At 43.9% G+C, this 19,533-nt stretch carries 17 protein-coding genes; 4 read left to right on the forward strand and 13 right to left on the reverse strand.

Translation table 11 applies throughout. From position 1 onward, the window contains the following. Window positions 1-65 precede the first annotated feature (65 nt). Window positions 66-392, reverse strand: coding sequence for a thioredoxin TrxA (gene trxA / locus ACSLUR_RS10210; RefSeq protein WP_116002181.1), 327 nt, complete (start codon window positions 390-392; stop codon window positions 66-68). Window positions 393-601: 209 nt separating this feature from the next. Between trxA and rhlB the strand changes: the two genes are divergently transcribed. Both rhlB and ACSLUR_RS10220 read left to right on the forward strand, forming a co-directional pair. Then, on the forward strand, window positions 602-1,849 hold the full coding sequence (rhlB, locus tag ACSLUR_RS10215) for an ATP-dependent RNA helicase RhlB (RefSeq protein WP_448554186.1): 1,248 nt from the start codon (window positions 602-604) through the stop codon (window positions 1,847-1,849). 3 nt (window positions 1,850-1,852) lie between these two features. Then, entirely contained in the window at window positions 1,853-3,358 is a 1,506-nt protein-coding gene (locus tag ACSLUR_RS10220) for a Ppx/GppA phosphatase family protein (protein WP_448554188.1), read from the forward strand. A 115-nt stretch (window positions 3,359-3,473) separates the two neighbouring features. On the opposite strand, the gene hemB is transcribed toward ACSLUR_RS10220, so the two are convergent. From hemB to tatA, 7 genes are read right to left on the reverse strand one after another with little or no spacing between them, the layout of a single operon-like run. Then, the gene (gene hemB, locus ACSLUR_RS10225) at window positions 3,474-4,484 is read right to left on the reverse strand and encodes a porphobilinogen synthase (protein WP_448554190.1); all 1,011 of its coding nucleotides are present in this window, start codon (window positions 4,482-4,484) and stop codon (window positions 3,474-3,476) included. Further along, window positions 4,477-6,387 (reverse strand): sensor domain-containing diguanylate cyclase, encoded by a 1,911-nt coding sequence (locus tag ACSLUR_RS10230; protein WP_448554192.1) that lies wholly within the window; start codon window positions 6,385-6,387, stop codon window positions 4,477-4,479. Before ACSLUR_RS10230 ends, hemB begins: the two co-directional genes overlap by 8 nt. A gap of 14 nt (window positions 6,388-6,401) precedes the next feature. Beyond that, on the reverse strand, window positions 6,402-7,181 hold the full coding sequence (locus tag ACSLUR_RS10235; protein ID WP_448554194.1) for a TatD family hydrolase: 780 nt from the start codon (window positions 7,179-7,181) through the stop codon (window positions 6,402-6,404). A 12-nt stretch (window positions 7,182-7,193) separates the two neighbouring features. Next, window positions 7,194-7,733 (reverse strand): hypothetical protein, encoded by a 540-nt coding sequence (locus ACSLUR_RS10240; protein ID WP_448554196.1) that lies wholly within the window; start codon window positions 7,731-7,733, stop codon window positions 7,194-7,196. Continuing rightward, window positions 7,733-8,482 carry a twin-arginine translocase subunit TatC gene (gene tatC / locus ACSLUR_RS10245; protein WP_448554198.1) on the reverse strand — a complete coding sequence of 250 codons (750 nt, stop codon included), beginning with the start codon at window positions 8,480-8,482 and terminating at the stop codon, window positions 7,733-7,735. Before tatC ends, ACSLUR_RS10240 begins: the two co-directional genes overlap by 1 nt. Then, window positions 8,463-8,873, reverse strand: coding sequence for a Sec-independent protein translocase protein TatB (tatB, locus tag ACSLUR_RS10250; RefSeq protein ID WP_448554200.1), 411 nt, complete (start codon window positions 8,871-8,873; stop codon window positions 8,463-8,465). Before tatB ends, tatC begins: the two co-directional genes overlap by 20 nt. 3 nt (window positions 8,874-8,876) lie before the next feature. Further along, window positions 8,877-9,113 carry a Sec-independent protein translocase subunit TatA gene (gene tatA, locus ACSLUR_RS10255; RefSeq protein WP_448554202.1) on the reverse strand — a complete coding sequence of 79 codons (237 nt, stop codon included), beginning with the start codon at window positions 9,111-9,113 and terminating at the stop codon, window positions 8,877-8,879. Between the two features lie 583 nt (window positions 9,114-9,696). Between tatA and ACSLUR_RS10260 the strand changes: the two genes are divergently transcribed. Then, on the forward strand, window positions 9,697-10,749 hold the full coding sequence (locus tag ACSLUR_RS10260; protein ID WP_448554204.1) for a hypothetical protein: 1,053 nt from the start codon (window positions 9,697-9,699) through the stop codon (window positions 10,747-10,749). A 111-nt stretch (window positions 10,750-10,860) separates the two neighbouring features. Here ACSLUR_RS10260 and ACSLUR_RS10265 read toward each other — a convergent pair whose 3' ends face one another. Together ACSLUR_RS10265 and rpoH are read right to left on the reverse strand one after the other, a co-directional pair. Then, complete coding sequence (locus ACSLUR_RS10265; RefSeq protein ID WP_448554206.1) at window positions 10,861-13,497, reverse strand: sensor domain-containing phosphodiesterase; 2,637 nt, start codon at window positions 13,495-13,497, stop codon at window positions 10,861-10,863. A gap of 248 nt (window positions 13,498-13,745) precedes the next feature. Then, a complete protein-coding gene (gene rpoH / locus ACSLUR_RS10270) occupies window positions 13,746-14,612 on the reverse strand; it encodes an RNA polymerase sigma factor RpoH (protein WP_116002194.1) in 867 nt (288 codons plus the stop codon). Window positions 14,613-14,886: 274 nt separating this feature from the next. Here rpoH and ACSLUR_RS10275 point away from each other — a divergent pair, with 274 nt between their 5' ends. Then, a complete protein-coding gene (locus ACSLUR_RS10275; protein ID WP_448554209.1) occupies window positions 14,887-16,098 on the forward strand; it encodes an EAL and HDOD domain-containing protein in 1,212 nt (403 codons plus the stop codon). Here the strand turns inward: ACSLUR_RS10275 and ftsX are convergent. The 3 genes from ftsX to ftsY form a co-directional block, all read right to left on the reverse strand. Then, window positions 16,095-17,069 (reverse strand): permease-like cell division protein FtsX, encoded by a 975-nt coding sequence (gene ftsX, locus ACSLUR_RS10280; protein ID WP_448554211.1) that lies wholly within the window; start codon window positions 17,067-17,069, stop codon window positions 16,095-16,097. The genes ACSLUR_RS10275 and ftsX overlap by 4 nt on opposite strands. Beyond that, window positions 17,062-17,778, reverse strand: coding sequence for a cell division ATP-binding protein FtsE (gene ftsE / locus ACSLUR_RS10285; protein WP_116002197.1), 717 nt, complete (start codon window positions 17,776-17,778; stop codon window positions 17,062-17,064). Before ftsE ends, ftsX begins: the two co-directional genes overlap by 8 nt. A 231-nt stretch (window positions 17,779-18,009) precedes the next feature. Then, window positions 18,010-19,506 (reverse strand): signal recognition particle-docking protein FtsY, encoded by a 1,497-nt coding sequence (gene ftsY, locus ACSLUR_RS10290; RefSeq protein WP_448554214.1) that lies wholly within the window; start codon window positions 19,504-19,506, stop codon window positions 18,010-18,012. Window positions 19,507-19,533 lie beyond the last annotated feature (27 nt).

A 19,533-nucleotide genomic window follows, 5' to 3' on the forward strand; every position in this document is an offset into this window, starting at 1 on the left:
TTATTCAAATGCTTTTCAAGCGCAAAAGAAAAAGCTCAGCAATGGCTGAGCTTTTCGTTGATCACTTATAGGTTTGCGTCAATAAACTCTTTTAACTGAGTTTTTGATAATGCACCTACTTTAGTGTCAGCGACGTTACCGTCTTTAAATAACAATAATGTTGGGATACCGCGAATACCGTACTTAGGTGGAGTACCGGCATTTTGGTCAATGTTTAATTTACCAACAGTAAGCTGGCCGTCATACTCTTGCGCAATATCGTCAAGTAGTGGGGCAATCATTTTACAAGGACCACACCATTCAGCCCAAAAATCAACCAATACTAAACCTGATGCGTTGATTACATCAGCGTCAAAGCTGTCGTCTGTTAGCTGAAGTATTTTATCGCTCATTTCTTTCTCCGTTACTAGATACCTTGCAAGTTATACGAGCAAGAGTATACCTTGCTGATATAGTTATGCGAATAATTCAATAGAGTTTTTTATTATACCAAGTGCAATTTAGGTCGTTTGTTTCACTTGCGCCGCCAAGTTGGCCTGTTTTTCGCGTTTTCCTGTTATCAATCATTTTTTAACGCCTGATAACCTGTTAAGCTTGCTGCATGAAAAAAACACACTTAACTGAAACCAAGTTTGCCGACCTTGGGCTTGCTACGCAAGTTGTTACAGGCCTTGAAGCTATGGGCTTCGAGCACTGCACCAATATTCAAGCAAAATCGTTACCTGTTTTGCTAGCAGGCAAAGATATCGCTGGTCAAGCACAAACCGGCGAAGGTAAAACCATCGCATTTTTATCTGCAACCTTTCACCACTTATTGCAACAAGGCAACGTTGATCATAATCAGCCGCGCGCCTTAATCATGGCACCAACGCGTGAATTAGCGATTCAAATTCACAACGATGCAAAAGCTATGGCCAAAAGCACGGGATTACGCCTTGGTGTGGTATATGGGGGCGAAGGTTATGAATCTCAACGCCAAGAGTTGGAGCAAGGGGTAGATATTTTAATTGGTACTTGTGGCCGATTAATTGACTACTTCAAACAAGGCGTATATCAGCTGAGCAACATCGAAGTTGTTGTCCTTGATGAAGCCGATCGCATGTTCGATTTAGGGTTTATTAAAGACATTCGCTATATGTTCCGCAAAATGCCAGCGGCCGCCAAGCGCTTGAATATGCTATTTTCGGCGACTTTATCGTTTCGCGTGAAAGAGCTTGCGTTTGAGCATATGAACGATCCGGTCAGTGTCGAAGTTGCGCCTGAGCAAAAAACAAATACGCGTATTACCGAAGAGCTCTTCTATCCATCAAACGATGACAAAATGGCGTTATTACAAACCCTTGTTGAAGAAGAGTGGCCAGAAAAAGCCATTATTTTCGCCAATACCAAACACATGTGTGACAGCATTTATGCCCACCTTGATGCTGACAAAGTGCGCGTTGGCCTGCTAACTGGCGATGTAATGCAGAAAAAACGCCTGAAAATTCTAGAGCAGTTCACAAAAGGGCACCTAGATATTTTAGTGGCAACCGATGTCGCCGCTCGTGGCTTGCACATTCCGGCCGTTACGCATGTATTTAACTACGACTTGCCGGACGACTTTGAAGATTATGTCCATCGCATTGGTCGTACTGGGCGCGCGGGCGAGACAGGTCATGCTATAAGCTTTGCTTGTGAAGATTACGTTTTCAACCTGCCAGCCATCGAAAACTATATTGGTCATACACTGCCGGTCAGTAAGTACGATCCTGATGCGCTGCTAACAGATCTACCTAAGCCTAAGCCTCGTCACCGTCGCCATAAGCCACACAACGGTGGTCAAAACAGAGCGCGAAACGGACGCAGATAAGCAATGAAAAGTCAGCAGTACGCCGCACCTAGCCCACTTTATGCGGTGATCGACTTGGGCTCGAATAGCTTTCATATGTTGATCACCCGTTTAGTCGCTGATGGCGTACAAACGGTTGACAAGGTAAAGCGCAAGGTACGCCTTGCCTCAGGCTTAGACGAGCAACTGAACTTATCAGAAGAAGCCATTGGTCGCGGCCTTGAGTGTTTGAGCTTTTTTGCAGAGCGTTTACAAGATATCGCGCCAGAAAACATCCGTATTGTTGCGACTGCAACCTTGCGCATTGCCAACAATGCCGATCACTTTCTCTCTCGTGCACAAACCGTATTAAAACAGCCAGTGCGCTTACTTTCGGGTATTGAAGAGGCAGAGCGTATCTATCTTGGTGTGGCACATACGAGTGAATGCAGCTCACGAAAGTTAGTCTTAGATATTGGCGGAGCCAGCACTGAGATTATCGCTGGCGAAGATTTCGATATTCACCACGCCATCAGTTTAAACATGGGTTGTGTTACCTTTAATCAGCAGTTTTTCTGTGCTGGTAACATTGATGAAGCAGCATTTAGTAAGGCGATTGCCGAAGCGAAATCACACCTGCTGCCATACATTGCGCAATACAGCGATTTTAATTGGCAACATGTGCTTGGTGGCTCTGGCACGATGCAAGCGTTAGCAGAAATATTGATGCACCAAAACCGCTCTGCCATTGTCACCTTAGCCTTTATGCAGGAAGTCAAAGCGCAACTGATTAGCGCAGGGCAAATTGAGCAAATCAATATCGGCGGATTAACCAGTGAACGCTCACCGGTACTGGCCAGTGGTTTAGCGATTCTGATTGCATTATTTGAAACCTTCGAAATTAACGCCTTGCAGCTTTCTAGCGGCGCTTTGCGCGAAGGTTTACTCTACGAGATGTTGCCAGATATGCGCTCATTGCATATCAGAACGCGCACGGTTGACTCTTTAGTAGAGCGTTTTCATATCGATGTCGCTCACGCAGAACGCGTCAGTCACCAAGCGATGCACTTGTTCAATGGCTATGCTGACAACTGGCAATTGCACGACAACAACCTAAAACAGCTTTTAAGCTGCGCTTGCCAATTACATGAAGTCGGCTTATTACTGTCTTACAAAAATCACCAGCGCCATGGTGCCTATATTTTGCAACACGCCGATTTACCGGGCTTTGATCAAACGGAGCGTCAGCTTTTGGTAAATTTAGTGAGGCTCTCTAAAGGTGATATACCAGCCAATGCAATGGCAGAATTGGCAATTACAGATACGTTAACCGCCACTCGGCTTTTAGCGGTATTGCGGCTAGCGATTATTTTGTGTCGCCGCCGCAAAGACGACGTTTTGCCGCAATACAACACCAGTGTTAACGAGCAAATGATAAATTTATGTTTGCCAAGCCAGTGGTTAGAAGCACATCCGTTAATTAATGATGAATTGCTTCATGAACGTCAGCAACTTCGTGCACTAGGTCTAGATCTGACCATCGCTTGTTAGCACAGCACAAGCCGCTGATATGCCTAATTAAAAAGATTCACAATAGATACCCAATGCCATATCAGGTGATCGGGTATCTCATTGTTGGGTTGGCGTTAAAAGGTGAGCATAAAAGCTAGTTTTCTTCTTTTAACCAACGAGCAACTTGCTTGGCAAAATAGGTTAAAATACCGTCAGCGCCAGCACGTTTAAATGCCAGTAAACCTTCCATTACACACGGTTTTTCCGCTAACCAGCCGTTTTGAATTGCAGCCATATGCATGGCGTACTCACCACTCACTTGATAAGCATAAGTAGGCACTGCAAATTCGTCTTTAACACGACGAACAATATCAAGATAAGGCATACCTGGCTTTACCATCACCATATCTGCACCTTCAGCAATGTCTTGCGCAATTTCATGCATTGCTTCATTACTATTCGCCGGATCCATTTGATACGTATACTTGTTACCACCTTTGAGGTTACCGCTAGAGCCAACCGCGTCACGGAATGGACCATAGTAGTTAGAAGCGTATTTAGCTGAGTATGCAAGTATGCGAGTATTGAAGTGTCCTGCCGTTTCAAGGGCTTCGCGAATTGCGCCTACTCGACCGTCCATCATATCAGACGGCGCGACAACATCAGCACCGGCTTCTGCATGAGACAGTGCTTGTTTCACTAAAATATCTTTCGTGACTTCGTTAATCACATAGCCTTCTTCATCAATAATGCCATCTTGGCCATGGGTAGTGAATGGATCTAATGCAACATCGGTAATAACACCTAGCTCTGGAAAAGCTGATTTTAATGCGCGTACGGCGCGTTGTGCCAAGCCATCAGGGTTGTAGGCTTCTTCAGCCATTAACGACTTTTGTGCTTGCGGTGTCACTGGAAATAAAGCGACAGCAGGTACGCCCAGCTCAACGAGCTCTTTCGCTTCTTCAAGCAGCAAATCAATGCTCTTGCGTTCTACGCCTGGCATAGATTCTATGACTTCACGCTGATTCTCGCCTTCTAAAACAAAAACTGGGTAAATTAAGTCATTCACCGTTAATTGATGCTCTGCCATCAAGCGGCGAGAGAAATCATCTTTACGCATACGGCGCATACGTCGAGCAGGGTACTGGCCAAAGGCATTAGTCATGAGAGTGCTCCTGAATCAATAAGTCTGGGGAAATTTCTTGGGTTTTAATTTGGTTACGACCATTATGCTTCGCTTGATACAAGGCCTTATCAGCCGCACAGAAGATGTGTGCAGGTTCGATATGCTCTTGCTGCGTATAAGTGGCAATGCCACAACTTACGGTCAATGCAATGTGTTGTTCGTGATAAACAAAATCAAACGACTGCACTGCTTTTCTTAACTCTTCAGCAAGGTTAATCGCGCCCGCTTGATCGGTATCGGGTAAAATTAAGCAAAACTCCTCACCGCCGTACCGGCAACCAATATCGGTACTGCGTTTCAAGCTTTGCTTAATATGTTGAGCTAACCAGCTTAAACACTGATCTCCCGCAAGGTGACCGTATTTATCATTCACTCGTTTAAAGTAATCAAGGTCAATAACTACAAGGCTTAGCGGCGTTAGGTTTCGTTTACTGCGGCGATATTCCGCCAACATACGCTGATCGTAAAAGCGGCGATTATACAAACCCGTCAATTCATCGATGGTGTTCTTTTGCTCTAACTCGCGATTCGCTTCTTCCAGTTCAGTCAGCGCAATGTTTAATTCTAGCGTGCGCTCTTGGACTCTTTGTTCCAATTCTTCTTGGTTTTCTTCTTGCAGCGCTATCAGTTTTTCATGAGCTTGCTTAGAAGTCATTGCATTCGCTAACGCTTGCTTTTGCGCTAACTGCTTGTCTTGCATTTGGTAGTAGTACATACGACAGATTAAAAACACGACAAGTATTACGTTAAACAAGAATGAAACAACCAAAAGTGACTCTCGCGCACTAAATGGTGAAATGTCAAAAAACAGGCCGAGCGATATAATTAATCCAAACAAAAATTGCACTGCCATTATTACGCTGAAGAGCAAGGCCAATCTTTGCTTGCGCTGATGCAAGTACAACCCAAGCGTAAACAGAGCGACCAACATCGCAATGAAAACTATGTTGGTTGACAGCACGATAGCTGAAAGTGGTAAGTAAAAGCTCACTAGTGAAATAGCAATCAATAGCAGGGAAGCAAATTTGGCAAACTTGACCACAATTGGCATGAGTTTGGTCAATTGGAAGAGGTAAACAGTAAACCAGATAAATGCCAAGGTACTTAGACCAACCAAGGCTAATAACTCGATACCTCTAAGTTCGTCATGATTCGGGAAGAGGTAATAGAGGTGGCCGCCCACCAATACAGAGAGTAAGCCTGCACGTAAGAAAAAATAAACTGATAGCCAAGCGAGTGCTTTGTCTCTAACCGTGATCCCCAGCAATAACGACATAATGGCAATCGCCACAACCGCACCAACCGCAAAAGCATTGCGATACTGTAAACTCCCTTGTTTAGCGGTAAATTGCTGACCACTTTCAACACTGATTGGGCGATATAACTCACTGCTAGAGCGTAATTGAATATATAACGTGCGATATTCGTTGGGCGCTAACGTTAATTCCGTTAACCAATGATTAGTCGCTAACAGCGTCGTTGATTCTTGGTGTATTTGTTGACCGTGAGCTTCACTAAACACATTAAACGAGCTAAAAACAATATCGTTACCTAGGGTAACAAAACTCGTCGCAAACGCCTGACTAGGGTTATAAATAACTACCTTGTACCAATTACCTCCTTCGGCAATCGGTAAATGCTGTGATTCTAGCTTCTGCCAAGCCGTATCAGCGCTAGCAATTTGTTCTATAGTTTTGGGGTGAGTTTGGATGTCATCCTGTGAAGCCTTATATAAGGCGCTAATTTCAACGGTGCTATTTCCCTGGGTACCAAGGGCATTTCCTTGAGGTGCTTTGGTCAAATGCACTACGTCATGACTAGCAGTAGCGACAAGCGAATAGCACAAACACAACAAGGCTAAAAACCGAACAACCGAAGTCACAACCACAGCCTTAATCACAACGAAAAAACCTTTTTAGCGTTAGCGGTACTTATCGCGATGACCTCATCAACATCAACTTGTTTTAATTCGGCAATTTGCTCGGCGACATAGCGCAGGTATTTAGGTTCATTGCGGCTAGATTTAGGACGCGGCCTGATCGTACGCGGGGTCAGGTAGGGCGCATCGGTTTCAATCATCAAGTACTCGAGCGGCAGTGCTCGAACTGCAGCCTGTAGTTCAGCGCCACGGCGTTCATCGCAAACCCAACCGGTAATGCCAATGTAAATACCACTTTTCACACACTGAATTAATTCTTGTTCATTACCGGTAAAGCAATGAGCAACCATGGCGGGTACTTGCTCGATATAAGGTTTTAAAATAGCGAGCCAGTCTTCAAATGCATCTCGTTGATGCAAGAACAAAGGCAACGATAGACGGCTAGCTAATTGCACTTGTTCGCGAAAAACTTTGGTTTGCTGGGCTGGTGCAGAGAAGTTTCGATTAAAATCGAGCCCACATTCACCAATCGCTTTAATTTGTGGGGACTGCGCCAATTCGGCTAAAACATCGAGATAATCTGGAGCAACATGATCTGCATAATGAGGGTGAACGCCAGCAGTGGCAGAAAGGAACTTATTGTTCGCATTGGCAAGCGCCAATGCCTGTTCACTTTCAGCAACCGTAGTACCCGTGATCATCAAATGGCTAAGCCCGCTGCTTAGTGCCGCGGCAACAACCTCTTCACGATCTTTATCAAAACGAGTACTCGTGAGGTTAACCCCAATATCAATCATGCTAGTTACGCGCTAGTTAATGCGTTTAACTCGAATTGTGCGATTGGCATCTGGTTTTTTCAAATAAAACGCGTTCATCACGCCACGTTTGATAATAACTTCTTGACCAGCAACAAACTTGGCAAAACGATCGGTATCTTTTTGCTCCCACTTTTGTCCATTCTCAAACACAAAGCGCCATTTCTTTCGCTTAGACAAGGTCACAGACTTTATAACAAAGCGCACCTCGTCAACTTGGCTTGATTTAAACTTTGCTTCCTGCCCAAAGATATCTTCTGCATCAACCTGCACAATTTTAGGCGACTTCCTAGCCGGTGCTGCTAAAACGCTTTCGCTGGTCGCTGCCGGCACTTTATCAGTATTAACTTCTGGCTGCTTTGTCGGCAACTCTGATGATAAAGACTTAGCAACGCCATCGTAACACACAAGACGTTTCAAGCTGTCCGTTTCGCTTTGACAAGTTAGCAACTGTGCTTTCAGGCTATGCGACGGGTTAGCGCTAGCTGTTAAGCTGATAAATACAAGTGATAACATTAGCGTGATTTTTTTCACTACTGCTCCTCTGATGCCTCAACGGCTTCCTTTTTCTGATAAAAGCCCGCTAAGAATAAGCCAAGCTCAAATAGTAAGAGCATGGGAATCGCAAGCAAGGTTTGTGAAATAATGTCTGGTGGTGTTAGCAACATACCAACAACAAAAGCGGCAACAACGATGTAAGGGCGTTTTTTACGCAAGCTTTCTGGGCTAGTAAAGCCAGTCCAGCACAGCAACATGATCGCAATTGGGATCTCAAATGCTGCGCCAAAGGCAAAAAACAACTTCAACACAAAGTCTAAATAGCTACTGATATCGGTTGCTATGGTCACACCTTCGGGGGCGACCGAAGTAAAAAAAGCAAAAGCGAGTGGAAAAACCACAAAATAAGCAAAGCTAATTCCGCCGTAAAACAACAAGGTACTACCAACCATTAAAGGCGCGACAAGTCGCTTTTCATTTTGATATAAACCTGGCGCTATAAATGCCCATACTTGATATAAAATCAATGGCATAGCGATAAAAATTGAAAGCACTATGGTGAGTTTAAATGGCGCAAAAAACGGGGATGCTACATCGGTAGCGATCATTTGCGTGCCCTCAGGCATAGTTGCTAGTAAGGGCTCAGCTAAATACTGATATATGTCCTGCGCAAAATACGCTAGACAACAGAAAACCAACAAGACACTAACAACGGCACGTAACAAACGTGTGCGTAATTCAATCAAGTGGTCAAATAAAGTGTAATTAGCCTGACTGTTTGTCATTCGGCGTGGACGTCTCTTGAGTGGTCGAAGAAGCATTGGTTAGTGCTTCTTGGTTGGTATTTTGTTGTGAATCAGGGGGAGGCTGCGTAGCTTCTGTTTGCTGAAATGGTCTATTCACCATTTCAGCAGCTTCTTGCAGCGATTTTAATGACTCTGCGACTTGCGGCGACATATTTTTAAAATCACTTTGCTCGGCTTTTTTAAGGTTTTCATGCAACTCATTGATGCGCAACTCTTCTTTCAATTCAGTTTTTACTGATTGCGAGAATTGTCGAACACCATTGATCCAATCACGTACGGTACGAATCGCCACAGGCAACCGTTCTGGACCCAGCACAAGCAAGCCAATCACGGCGATCAGCATTAACTCCCAAAAACCAATGTCGAACATAAACTAGGCGCGATCTTTTTCTTTGTCTGCACCCGTTTTTTCAACATTAGCTGGTGCGGAATTGTCTTCCAACGAATCAGTCTTTGCTGTTGCTTCGTTGTTTTCCTCAGATACCGCTTTCTTGAAACCTTTTACTGCCGAGCCTAAATCTGTACCTAATGTACGTAACTTTTTAGTACCGAACAATAAAATGACAATCACTGCGACAATCAGCAACTGCCAAATACTAATACCACCCATAAATCGCTCCTATTGATGCATCTTGGTGATGCGCACGGGCACCTGAAACAGGCTTACTATGTACGCTGTGGCTCTATTATACCCAAGCTAACCCAAAGTGCGAGTTTCACTTAGTGATTTAACTGATACAGATCACAACTGTGCCGACAACTCACTTATACCAATTCGCATAATAATATGGTCAGCTCAGAACGGTTTCAGCGGTTCAAGTACAAGTAAAACTTTTGCAGATATAGTCGCTCTCGGTTTTGTCTCCTGAGTCACTCTACCTCCTGCATCCATGCAGTCGTACATCAATAAAGTTTTGCGCAGTAACTGGGACGCTGAAAAGTTCCTGAAAGGCTTGGCTAAAACGCTTTATCGCTTCGTTGCTTGTCTTTGAAAGGGAGTAACCATTACGTGCAAACAAGCGCCTTGCACTAAAGCGTTTTATCACAAGCTGAGCGATCATTTATTTATGCGAAATGGTATTAAACCTATACTAAATTGATATAAAAGGTATTTTAAAGTAGCAAAATAAGCGCTAATTTAATGATAGCGACTATGATAGTGGCTGTAGTTGATTGTTCATCGGATGAAGTAAATGACAAGAACGGTTTGTTACCTCAGAAAACTTGCTTGGCTGCTAATGAGCGGTGTTTTTGTTGCGCCTATTGTTCATGCCCAACAAACAGCAGCTGAGCCAGATAACACGCCACCTCAAACAATTGAAAAACCACAAAACCCAATAAAGCCCGACGAACAATTCACCATTGTTGGTAGCCAAAGCCAAGCTGAAATCGATTGGATGGAAAGCCTGCACAGCAAAGTAAGCGACACTGTCTTTCGTTCCGCCTTCTGGTTCGATGGCTTTTTTACCGACAATGATGACGATGACCGAGAGCGGCCAAATGTAAAAGCCAGAATTAGACTTGGCTGGGAACCTAAAGCCAGAGACTTATCAGGCTTCGATAACAAGTTTCGCGTTCGCCTTAAGCTACCGCATTTTAAAGACCGCTTAGATTTAATCTTTTCTGACGATGAAGAAGATAGTTTGAGCCAGCTACCGCTTGAAGTGGTCAACACTCGTGAACAAGTGGAAGACGATTCTTTCGCGGCTGCTGTACGCTTTGTCCATCATAGCGATAGCGACCATATTACCGATACTCGCTTGGGCGTTTCATCTGGCGATATTTTTGTGCGAGCACGCCATAAAAGCCGCTATTCATGGAATAAAACCCATGGCCTGCGCGTGGAGCCCGCCTTATTTTATTTTGTGGATGACGGACTAGGGGCAAGACTGCTTCTTGAGTATGACTATCAATTAAGCCTGCGCAATCAGTTCCGTTTTGATTATTCCATTCGAGGTTCTGAATCGTTCAGTGGTATTCGCTGGAAACACGGCTTTTATCACCTGCATCAATACTCTTTAAAACGCGCAGGAGCACTGGGACTAGTGATTGAAGGGGAACGAAATGGTGGAAATGGTTTTATCATCGACAACTACACGCTGAGCTATCGTTACCGTTTTAACGCCTATAAACGTTGGTTATTTTTTGAAGTTGAGCCTTTTTTAGAGTGGCCTGAAGACGAAAATTACAAAACGACACCTGGCATTGCACTGCGAGTAGAAGGTTACTTCTACAAAAACCAATAGCAATGGTAAGCAACGATGGTAAACAACGAAGAGTAGCGATATCGCGCTATGCATATCACAGCGGGATTTAAACACGACTTGGTTGGAAACTCGATTAAGTTTATATCTCGACTAGGCGTATGTTTTATCTTCCAACGGAAGAATCGCTTGCGCAAGTTTACTTGGCTTGGCGATAAAATACCCTTGCCCAAAATCACACCCAGCCGCTTGCAACTTAGCTAGCGTCTCTTGATTTTCTATGCCTTCGGCAACTAATCGGTAACCAAATTTATTGCCAAGTTGATGCAATGCGGTAACTAAAGATAAGTGCTTGTCATTGTTGTTCAAGCTGCGAATAAAGCTGCGATCAAGCTTAATAAATTCAAATGGATACTGATGTATAAAGTTAAATGACGATTGCGAGGCACCGTAATCATCAAGCGCCAATTTAACGCCTAACTTCTTGAGTTTGCGCAAGCTAGCGAGTGCTAAATCAGGCTGTGGCAAGATTGCTGATTCATCAAACTCTAAAATCAAACGATGTGGCTCAATGCTCTGATCTCTGATCACTGCGATAAGTTCGTTTAGCTGGTTATGCTGTGTCAGATATCGGCTTGATAAGTTAATGGCGATTAACGCATTTTGGTATTCAGCAGAGGTATCAGGTGATGATTGCCATAAGGACAACTGCTCGACAACTTCACCAATTAACCAGCGTTCAATCTCAACAATCAAACCCGTTTCTTCCGCCATAAACAAGAATTCGCTCGGCGTTAACAAACCTTTCTTAGGGTGTTGCCAACGCAGTAAGGCTTCAAAACCAATGGTATTGGTGCGCTCTAAATTGGAGATTTGCTGGTAGTGCAACTCAAACTGTTGCTGTTTAATCGCAGCTCTTAACTCTTGTTCAAGCGTCATGCTTTTAAGCAGCTGCTCACGCATGCTATCGTCAAAAAACACATAGCGCCCACGACCTAAATTCTTCGCTTGATACATGGCTGCGTCTGCATCGCGCAGGATTTCTGATGCATCTTTGTAGGCTGGCGTGCACTGTGCAATACCGATACTCGCATTCGAGTATAAACAGTGCCCATCAAGATCAAAGGGTTGACTCACTGCCTCAATGATTCGTTCGGCAACGTCTTCAACATCATCGTGATTGGTCAGCGAATCCAGTAAGATCACAAATTCATCACCGCCTAAACGAGCTAGTACGTCATTATCACGCACGCAACTTGATAGGCGCTCTGCAATTTCAATGAGAAACTTATCGCCAATATGATGACCGAGTGTATCGTTAATCAGCTTAAAGCGGTCAAGATCAATAAAGAGTACCGCAAAACTATGCTCTACATGGCGCTTAATATGACGTAAGGCATGGGTTAATCGGTCAGTAAATAACGCTCGATTTGGCAATCGCGTTAATGCGTCATGATGTGCCTCAAAATACAAACGCGACTCCGCTTTACGACGCTCTTCAATTTGCATTCGTAATTTGTAATTTGACGTTTGCAACGCTTGCGTTCGCTCATTAACAATTTGTTCAAGCGACTCTTTACTTTGCTCGACTAAACTTAAATCTCGTTCACGCACAACCGCACTGGTCACCTGCTGAGCAACAAAGCGGAACATTTCTAAATGCTTTTCATGGTAGGCTTGTTGGTTCGAATAGTGCTGTGTCGCAATGATACCAATTGGCTGACCATTCTCAATTAATGGCGCTGCTAACCAAGTTTGAGGCTTACTCTTACTGTCAAAATCTAATAGATATTTCGCACGCTCTTTCGTGCCATCAGCGTTAAGTGTTACTAATTGACCTTGTGCTATTAGCAGAGGTTTCGCGATTTTTAACGCAAGCTCAGTAAATATGGCTAAGCGTTTGTAACTATCAATGCCGATGGTGTCGGCATCTTTTTGATAAACAACTTCTGTAGATTCTTGCTTATCTTGATTACATTGCTTAGTCACCACATAAAAATTCTGGCACGCAAACAAAGGGAGCAACTGCTGATGAACTTGTTCAAACAAGCTAGGTAAGTCTTTACTGGTTGCCACAACTTCAGAAACCCCCAATAACACCTGGTGGGTCATCTCTACTTGCTGGCGCTCGCAAATTTCTCGCTGTAGCCGACGATTCGATTCGGTTAGTTTCTTTGTTCTTTGCTCAATACTTTGTTCTAGCAAGGCACGGCTTTTGACACGGTCTATCGCGGTAACAAGATGTTCGCCAATAAATTCAAGTAATTGGCAGTCTCGGTCATCAAAATATAGGGCTTGATCGTAACTTTGCAAAGCAATTACACCGATAACCTGATGACCTCGCCTTAGTGGCACCCCTAACCAATCGACACAAGCTGAACCATAGAGCACAATTTTACCTGCTTTAGCCAGTGCCATGCGTTCAGCGGCATTGCAGTGCAGTGCTTGTTGCGTGAGATAGACTTGACCAGTTAAGCCTTTGCGCCAGTCATTAAATTCGACGTGTTCTGCTAGTCGATGCTCGACAGGATTATGACAGTAGACGATTTCAAGTTCTTTCTGGTCATTAACTAGAGCAATATGAACACTGTTGGTGGTCAGCAATGAATCAATGATCTCAACCATTGCTGGGTAAAAATTTTTAAGCTCAGTAACTGTGCTCGCAAGTTCGGATAGGCGTAACAAGCTCTCCTGCATGGCTTTCACCTGCCGGTACTTGTTCAATAGTGACTTTAATTTAGGAAGTTGACGCTGCGCTAGCGAATCTTCCACAGTACTGGTGTCGCTCAAGTAACTTGTTCTTATTATTTATAATTATTTGAATTATTTCCGGCAAATAGTCTATCAAAAATCAACTAGATCGCCAGAGTTAAGTAACATTTATCTAACAACTATAAGCTAGCCCACAGTATTAGTAGTCCGGACTGATACTATATCAAGCAAGTTAGAGGAAATTATGAATCTGAGCGCCTGATTTCGGCACAAAAAAGCCGACTTACGTCGGCTTTCTATATAAATCAGTTATTTATGCGAAGGTATTAGATAGTCATCGCACTTTTTAATTTATTCAGTGCATTTTTCTCTAATTGACGAATGCGCTCAGCTGATACTTGGTATTTATCAGCAAGCTCTTGCAACGTCGATTTATCATCGTCTAACCAGCGCGTACGAACAATATCTTGACTGCGTTCATCTAAGGTAATCAAGGCTGATGATAGTCGTTGATTAGCATGTTGCTCCCAGTTGGCTTCTTCAACTGACTGCGCTAAATCAGACTGCTTGTCTTCAAGGTATTGAGCAGGAGAGAAGTTGCCACCAGCACTAGCGCTATCGTCATCATCTGATGATAACTCGAATGCTTGGTCTTGGCTGCTCATACGTGATTCCATTTCCATCACGTCTTTCGTGCTAACCCCTAACGTTTCTGCAACGGTATTCACTTCATCATTGCTAAACCAACCTAGGCGCTTCTTGTTCTTACGCAGGTTGAAGAACAACTTGCGCTGTGCTTTGGTTGTTGCCACTTTCACAATACGCCAGTTCTTGAGCACGTATTCATGAATTTCTGCTTTGATCCAATGCACGGCGAAAGAAACCAAACGCACACCCACTTCTGGGTTGAAGCGTTTAACCGCCTTCATCAAGCCAACGTTACCTTCTTGAATAAGGTCAGCTTGCGGTAAACCGTATCCTGAATAGTTTTTAGCAATATGGATAACAAAACGCAGGTGCGACATGATCAATTCTTGCGCCGCGTTAAGATCGTGCTGGTCATGTAAACGAGTGGCTAATTCGTGCTCTCGCTCTGCGGTGAGCACAGGGATGCTGTATGCAGATTGGACATATGCTTCAATGCTGCCGCTTTGCGGAACAGTTAAGGCCATTGATTGCATTGATTCACTCATTTGAAAAACCTCGATTTACACTGGAAACTATAGAAAATATTCAGATAGTCGGCTCGCGATATTAGCACGCTTTATTTACCGATGCGACTATGAATACCAACTTTTTATTACCAGATCATGAATATCACTATTTTATTTCACTGCCGATGAAAATAATTACGGCATTCTGCTAGGCTAAGATTATATTTAAAAAACTTATACTTGAAACATCATCACCTTAGCAAAGATCCCTTACCAATAGCTAAGCATTGACTGTAATTAAAGGTAAAATATTGTGTATTCCTATGTTGCGCGCCAACCTATCCTCGACAACAACCAACAATTGGTTGCTTATGAATTACTCTTTCGCGATGGCGGCAGCAATTACTTTCCAAACATAAACCCCGATCAAGCAACCTCAAATATATTAACAAACAACCATTTAACTATGGGGGTTGAACAGGTTACTGGTGATCTTCCAGCCTACATCAATTTTCATGCGGATACGCTAATTCGTCACTTCCCCAGCTTTTTAGATCCAAAAAAGATCGTGATCGAAATTCTTGAAGATGTACCGATCAGCGACGAATTGTTAGCCGCGTGTAAGTCGCTTAAAGAGCAGGGCTATGTACTGGCACTCGACGATCATGACTTTGATCCTAAGTGGGATGTGTTCTTACCGTATATCGATATTATCAAGGTGGACGTCTTATCGATATCGATTCTTGAAGTAAGTCGCTATGTCAACCGGATCAAGCCATACAACAAAACCCTATTGGCTGAGAAAGTGGAAACAGCGCAGCAATTCGAACAATTGAAAATGTTAGGCTTTTCACTGTTCCAAGGGTACTTCTTTGCCAAGCCGGAAATGCTGAAACAAAAGAAGATAACAACCACCAAACACAATATTTTAGAACTTATCAATCAGGCCAGTAAAATGTCGCTCGACTTTGATCATATCAGCGATATCTTTAGTAGCGACCCGGGCTTAACCTACAAGCTATTGCGCTTTATCAATAGTCCAACCTATGGTCGTAGCCAACAAATTACCTCACTCAAGCATGCGCTTGTTTACATCGGGGAGGTTGAGCTGAAAAAGTTTATCGCGCTATTGGCACTATCTGATCTGGCCGAAGATAAAGCCAGCGAGTTAATGAGAATATCATTGTTCAGAGCAAGATTTTGTGAACAAATTGGCCAGCTACTTAAAGACAGTGATAACCCACCAAAAGCTTTTTTAACCGGCTTGCTTTCGATGATAGACGGAATATTAGATCACGATATTCAGAGCGTGGTGGAAATTTTACCCATAGATCAAGACATCAAATCAGCCTTGCTGGGAGAGGCAATCTACCTGACAAATTACCTAGATCTGGCCAAGCACTTTGAGCAAGGGCAATGGCTGCACAGTGAAAGCATCGCACAACAATTTGGCCTCGATATGGAAAAATGCTCGGCAGCGCATATCGAAGCAATGGGCTGGGCAGACAGTATGCTTAGCTGCTAATCAGCGGTTGGCTCGATGGCGCGAATGTGCTGTCGAACCGACAAGTAACTACCTAGCAAACCCAGTAAAATTGCAGCAAAGAGTAAAATTAGATTTTCACTCGCAGACAAGGTTTCTAACTCAAACTTGCTGCCGTATAAGCCAGTTAGATCGGTGATGGCTCCAGAAAGGTAATGAGCAAGAATAAAGATGGCTAAGTTTGCGAAAAAACCACCCGCAATGCCATACCACATGCCAGCATACATAAATGGCCGTTGAATAAAGCTGTCGGTCGCACCAACCAACTTCATTACCGCGATAGCTTCTTTTTGATTGAGTATCGCCAGGCGAATCGTATTACCGATAATTAATACCACTGACAAGCAAAGCAACAATGCAACGCCTATCACCACATCTTCAATCAGCTTTGCCATCGCTTCTAGACGAGTTAACCACTCTAAATCAAGCTTACCTTGGTCAACTTCGCGTTCTTGCTCAAGCTTGGCAAGTAAATCACGTACCGCATGTGCTTGGCTAGCACGCTGTGTTGGCGATACCAGCAGTGTTGCTGGCAAGGGGTTGCTGTCAAGATAGGCCAGCGCATCACCATAGCCAGAGTGTGCTTTAAAGTCTTTCAGCGCCTGCTCAGCAGAAATATATTCAACCGCCGCAACTTCAGGATAAAGCTCTACTCGGCTGGCAAAGTTTTGAGCGGCTTTATCATTAATATTCAGTTTTAAAAACAGGGTAATTTCCGAGGCAGAATCCCACTGTGCAACAACCGTATTGGCATTCTTAACAAATAAATGCAAAGTAGCCGGCAACGTAAGGCTAATACCTAACACCAGTAACGTCATCAAGGTAGTAAATGGCGTGCGCCATAAGTCACCTAAGCTGCCGATTGCTTGCTGCAAATGGCGTAATGGAAATGCTAGCATGCGCTGCACTAAACTTACTTTAGCTTGCTGTTGAGGCTGGAATTCACTAGTCATAGCGTGTTTCACCATTTGCCATCGCATCATCCGGCTGTAAGCCATCAACAAGGCCATCATTGATCATATTACCCGCTCGAAGCGTTAGCGTGCGATAGCGCATACGAGCGATTAAACCAAGGTCATGAGTGGCAATCAGTACAGAAACGCCAACAGAGTTAAACTCTTCAAATAGCTTAATAATTTCCAGTGAAAGCTTAGGATCAAGGTTACCCGTTGGCTCATCAGCAAGCAGAATAGGGGGCTTGTTGACGATTGCTCGTGCAATCCCGACACGCTGCTGTTCGCCACCAGAAAGCATATTGGGAAAGCTTTTTTGTTTGTTGCCTAAATGCACCTTATCTAGCGCTGCATCTACACGCTTGCGAATTTCCTTTTGACTATAACCTTCAATAATCAGTGGCAACGCAACATTGTCAAAAACGGTGCGATCCATTAATAAGTTATGATTTTGGAAAATCATACCAATATGGCGACGCATGTAAGGTACTTGCCTGTAGCTGACCTGAGCGAGGTCTTGGTTATTGATATGAATGGTACCTGAACTTGGCTTTTCCATCAGGCTGATCAGCTTAAGTAAGGTACTTTTACCGGCACCAGAGTGGCCTGTTAAAAAGGCCATCTCGCCAGGGGCAATTTGAAAGCTCACTTGCTTTAAGGCAAGGAAGCCGCCGGGGTAGGTTTTGTTTACTTGGTCAAAGCGGATCATTTATTGTTGTTATAATTAGCGTTTAGGTTAATGTGCGACTGATTTATTAGCCGTCTTTTGCCTTTATTCTCTTTTGGCAGTGCACAGCGTTGGATTAATTTAAGTAAGCCAACGCTGCAACCAATGCTTTATTGTTATCATCCCTGAGTTTAAAAGCAACGACTAAAGCCCATCGCGACAATTACCATCAGTGCTATTTATCCTTTGGGGCTCTCCGTTTAGCTACTCTCTTTAGCTATTTTCCTTACTAAACAAGGCTTCAATAAAGTCATCACTATTAAATGGACGCAAGTCGTCAATACCTTCACCGACGCCAATGTAGCGAATTGGGATTTGGTATTTATCGGCAATCGCAAATACCACACCACCTTTGGCAGTACCATCAAGCTTGGTTAGTGTGATACCAGATAAATTAACCGCTTCATCAAATAACTGCGCTTGGCTAAGCGCGTTTTGACCAGTGCCAGCATCTATGGTGAGCATCACTTCGTGTGGTGCGTTTTCGTCGATTTTCTTCATCACACGTACCACTTTCTTCAACTCTTCCATCAAGTGGCCTTTGTTTTGTAGTCGACCTGCGGTATCGGCAATTAATACATCAGCTCCACGCGCTTTAGCAGCATTTAATGCATCAAAGATAACCGATGCACTGTCTGCGCCAGTGTGCTGAGCAATCACTGGGATATCGTTGCGCTCACCCCAAACTTGCAGTTGCTCTACCGCCGCCGCGCGGAAGGTATCGCCCGCAGCTAACATAACCGACTTACCCTGCGCCTGAAGTTGCTTGGTGAGTTTACCAATGGTTGTCGTTTTACCCACACCATTAACGCCAACCATTAAAATCACATAAGGCGTATCGCTTTTTGGAATATCAAGCGGCTGAGTAACGGGGTCTACTAAATTTTTCAATTCCACTTTAAGCAAGTCATAAAGCGCTTCTGCATCTTTAAGTTGCTTTCTCGACGCAGCATCAGTCAGTGAGTCGATAATTTTCATTGTGGTATCAACACCGACATCAGCCAGCAATAGGTGAGTTTCTAGTTCTTCAAATAGATCATCATCAATTTTTTTACCACGAAACAGATCGAAAATACCGCCGCCTAGGTTTTGGCGAGTTTTGCTTAAGCTCTGTTTTAAACGTGCGAAGAAGCCTTTTTTCTGCTCTGGCTCTGGCTCTGGCTCTGGCTCTGGCTCTGGCTCTGGCTCTGGCTCTGGCTCTGGCTCTGGCTCTGGCTCTGGCTCTGGCTCTGGCTCTGGCTCTGGCAAGACATTATTGGTGTCGCTATCTGCTGAAACAAGAGGCTTTTCTCCAATAGGCTCAAGGTTTAGATCACTGGCAGCTTCAACGACTGTTTCTGATTCAACTGGCGCTGTTTGCTTAACTTGTTGCTGCTGCGCCTGCGGTGCATCCACTTCTGCAACAGGCGTATCTTGCTCGGTCGTTTCTATGTCAGCAGGCACTGCTTCGCTGCTTTTTGATTCCGTAGTAGTTGATTCCGTAGTAGTTGATTCAGTGATTGTTGATTCGCTAGTTTGGGGTTCGCTAGCCTGTGCATCGTTTACACCATTTGATGTATCGTCTTTACCAAAGCCTAATTTCGACCAGAAACCTTGTTTTTTCTGTTCGGTTTCAGCTGAACTTGCACTTGATTCACTGGCAACTTCTTGCTCAGGGGAATTCTGTTTGCCTCGACCAAAACGAGAAAATAAGCCTTTTTTCTTTGCCATAATATCTACTATTTATTACTTGGTTGT

The sequence above is a fragment of the Thalassotalea montiporae genome (assembly GCF_053485855.1).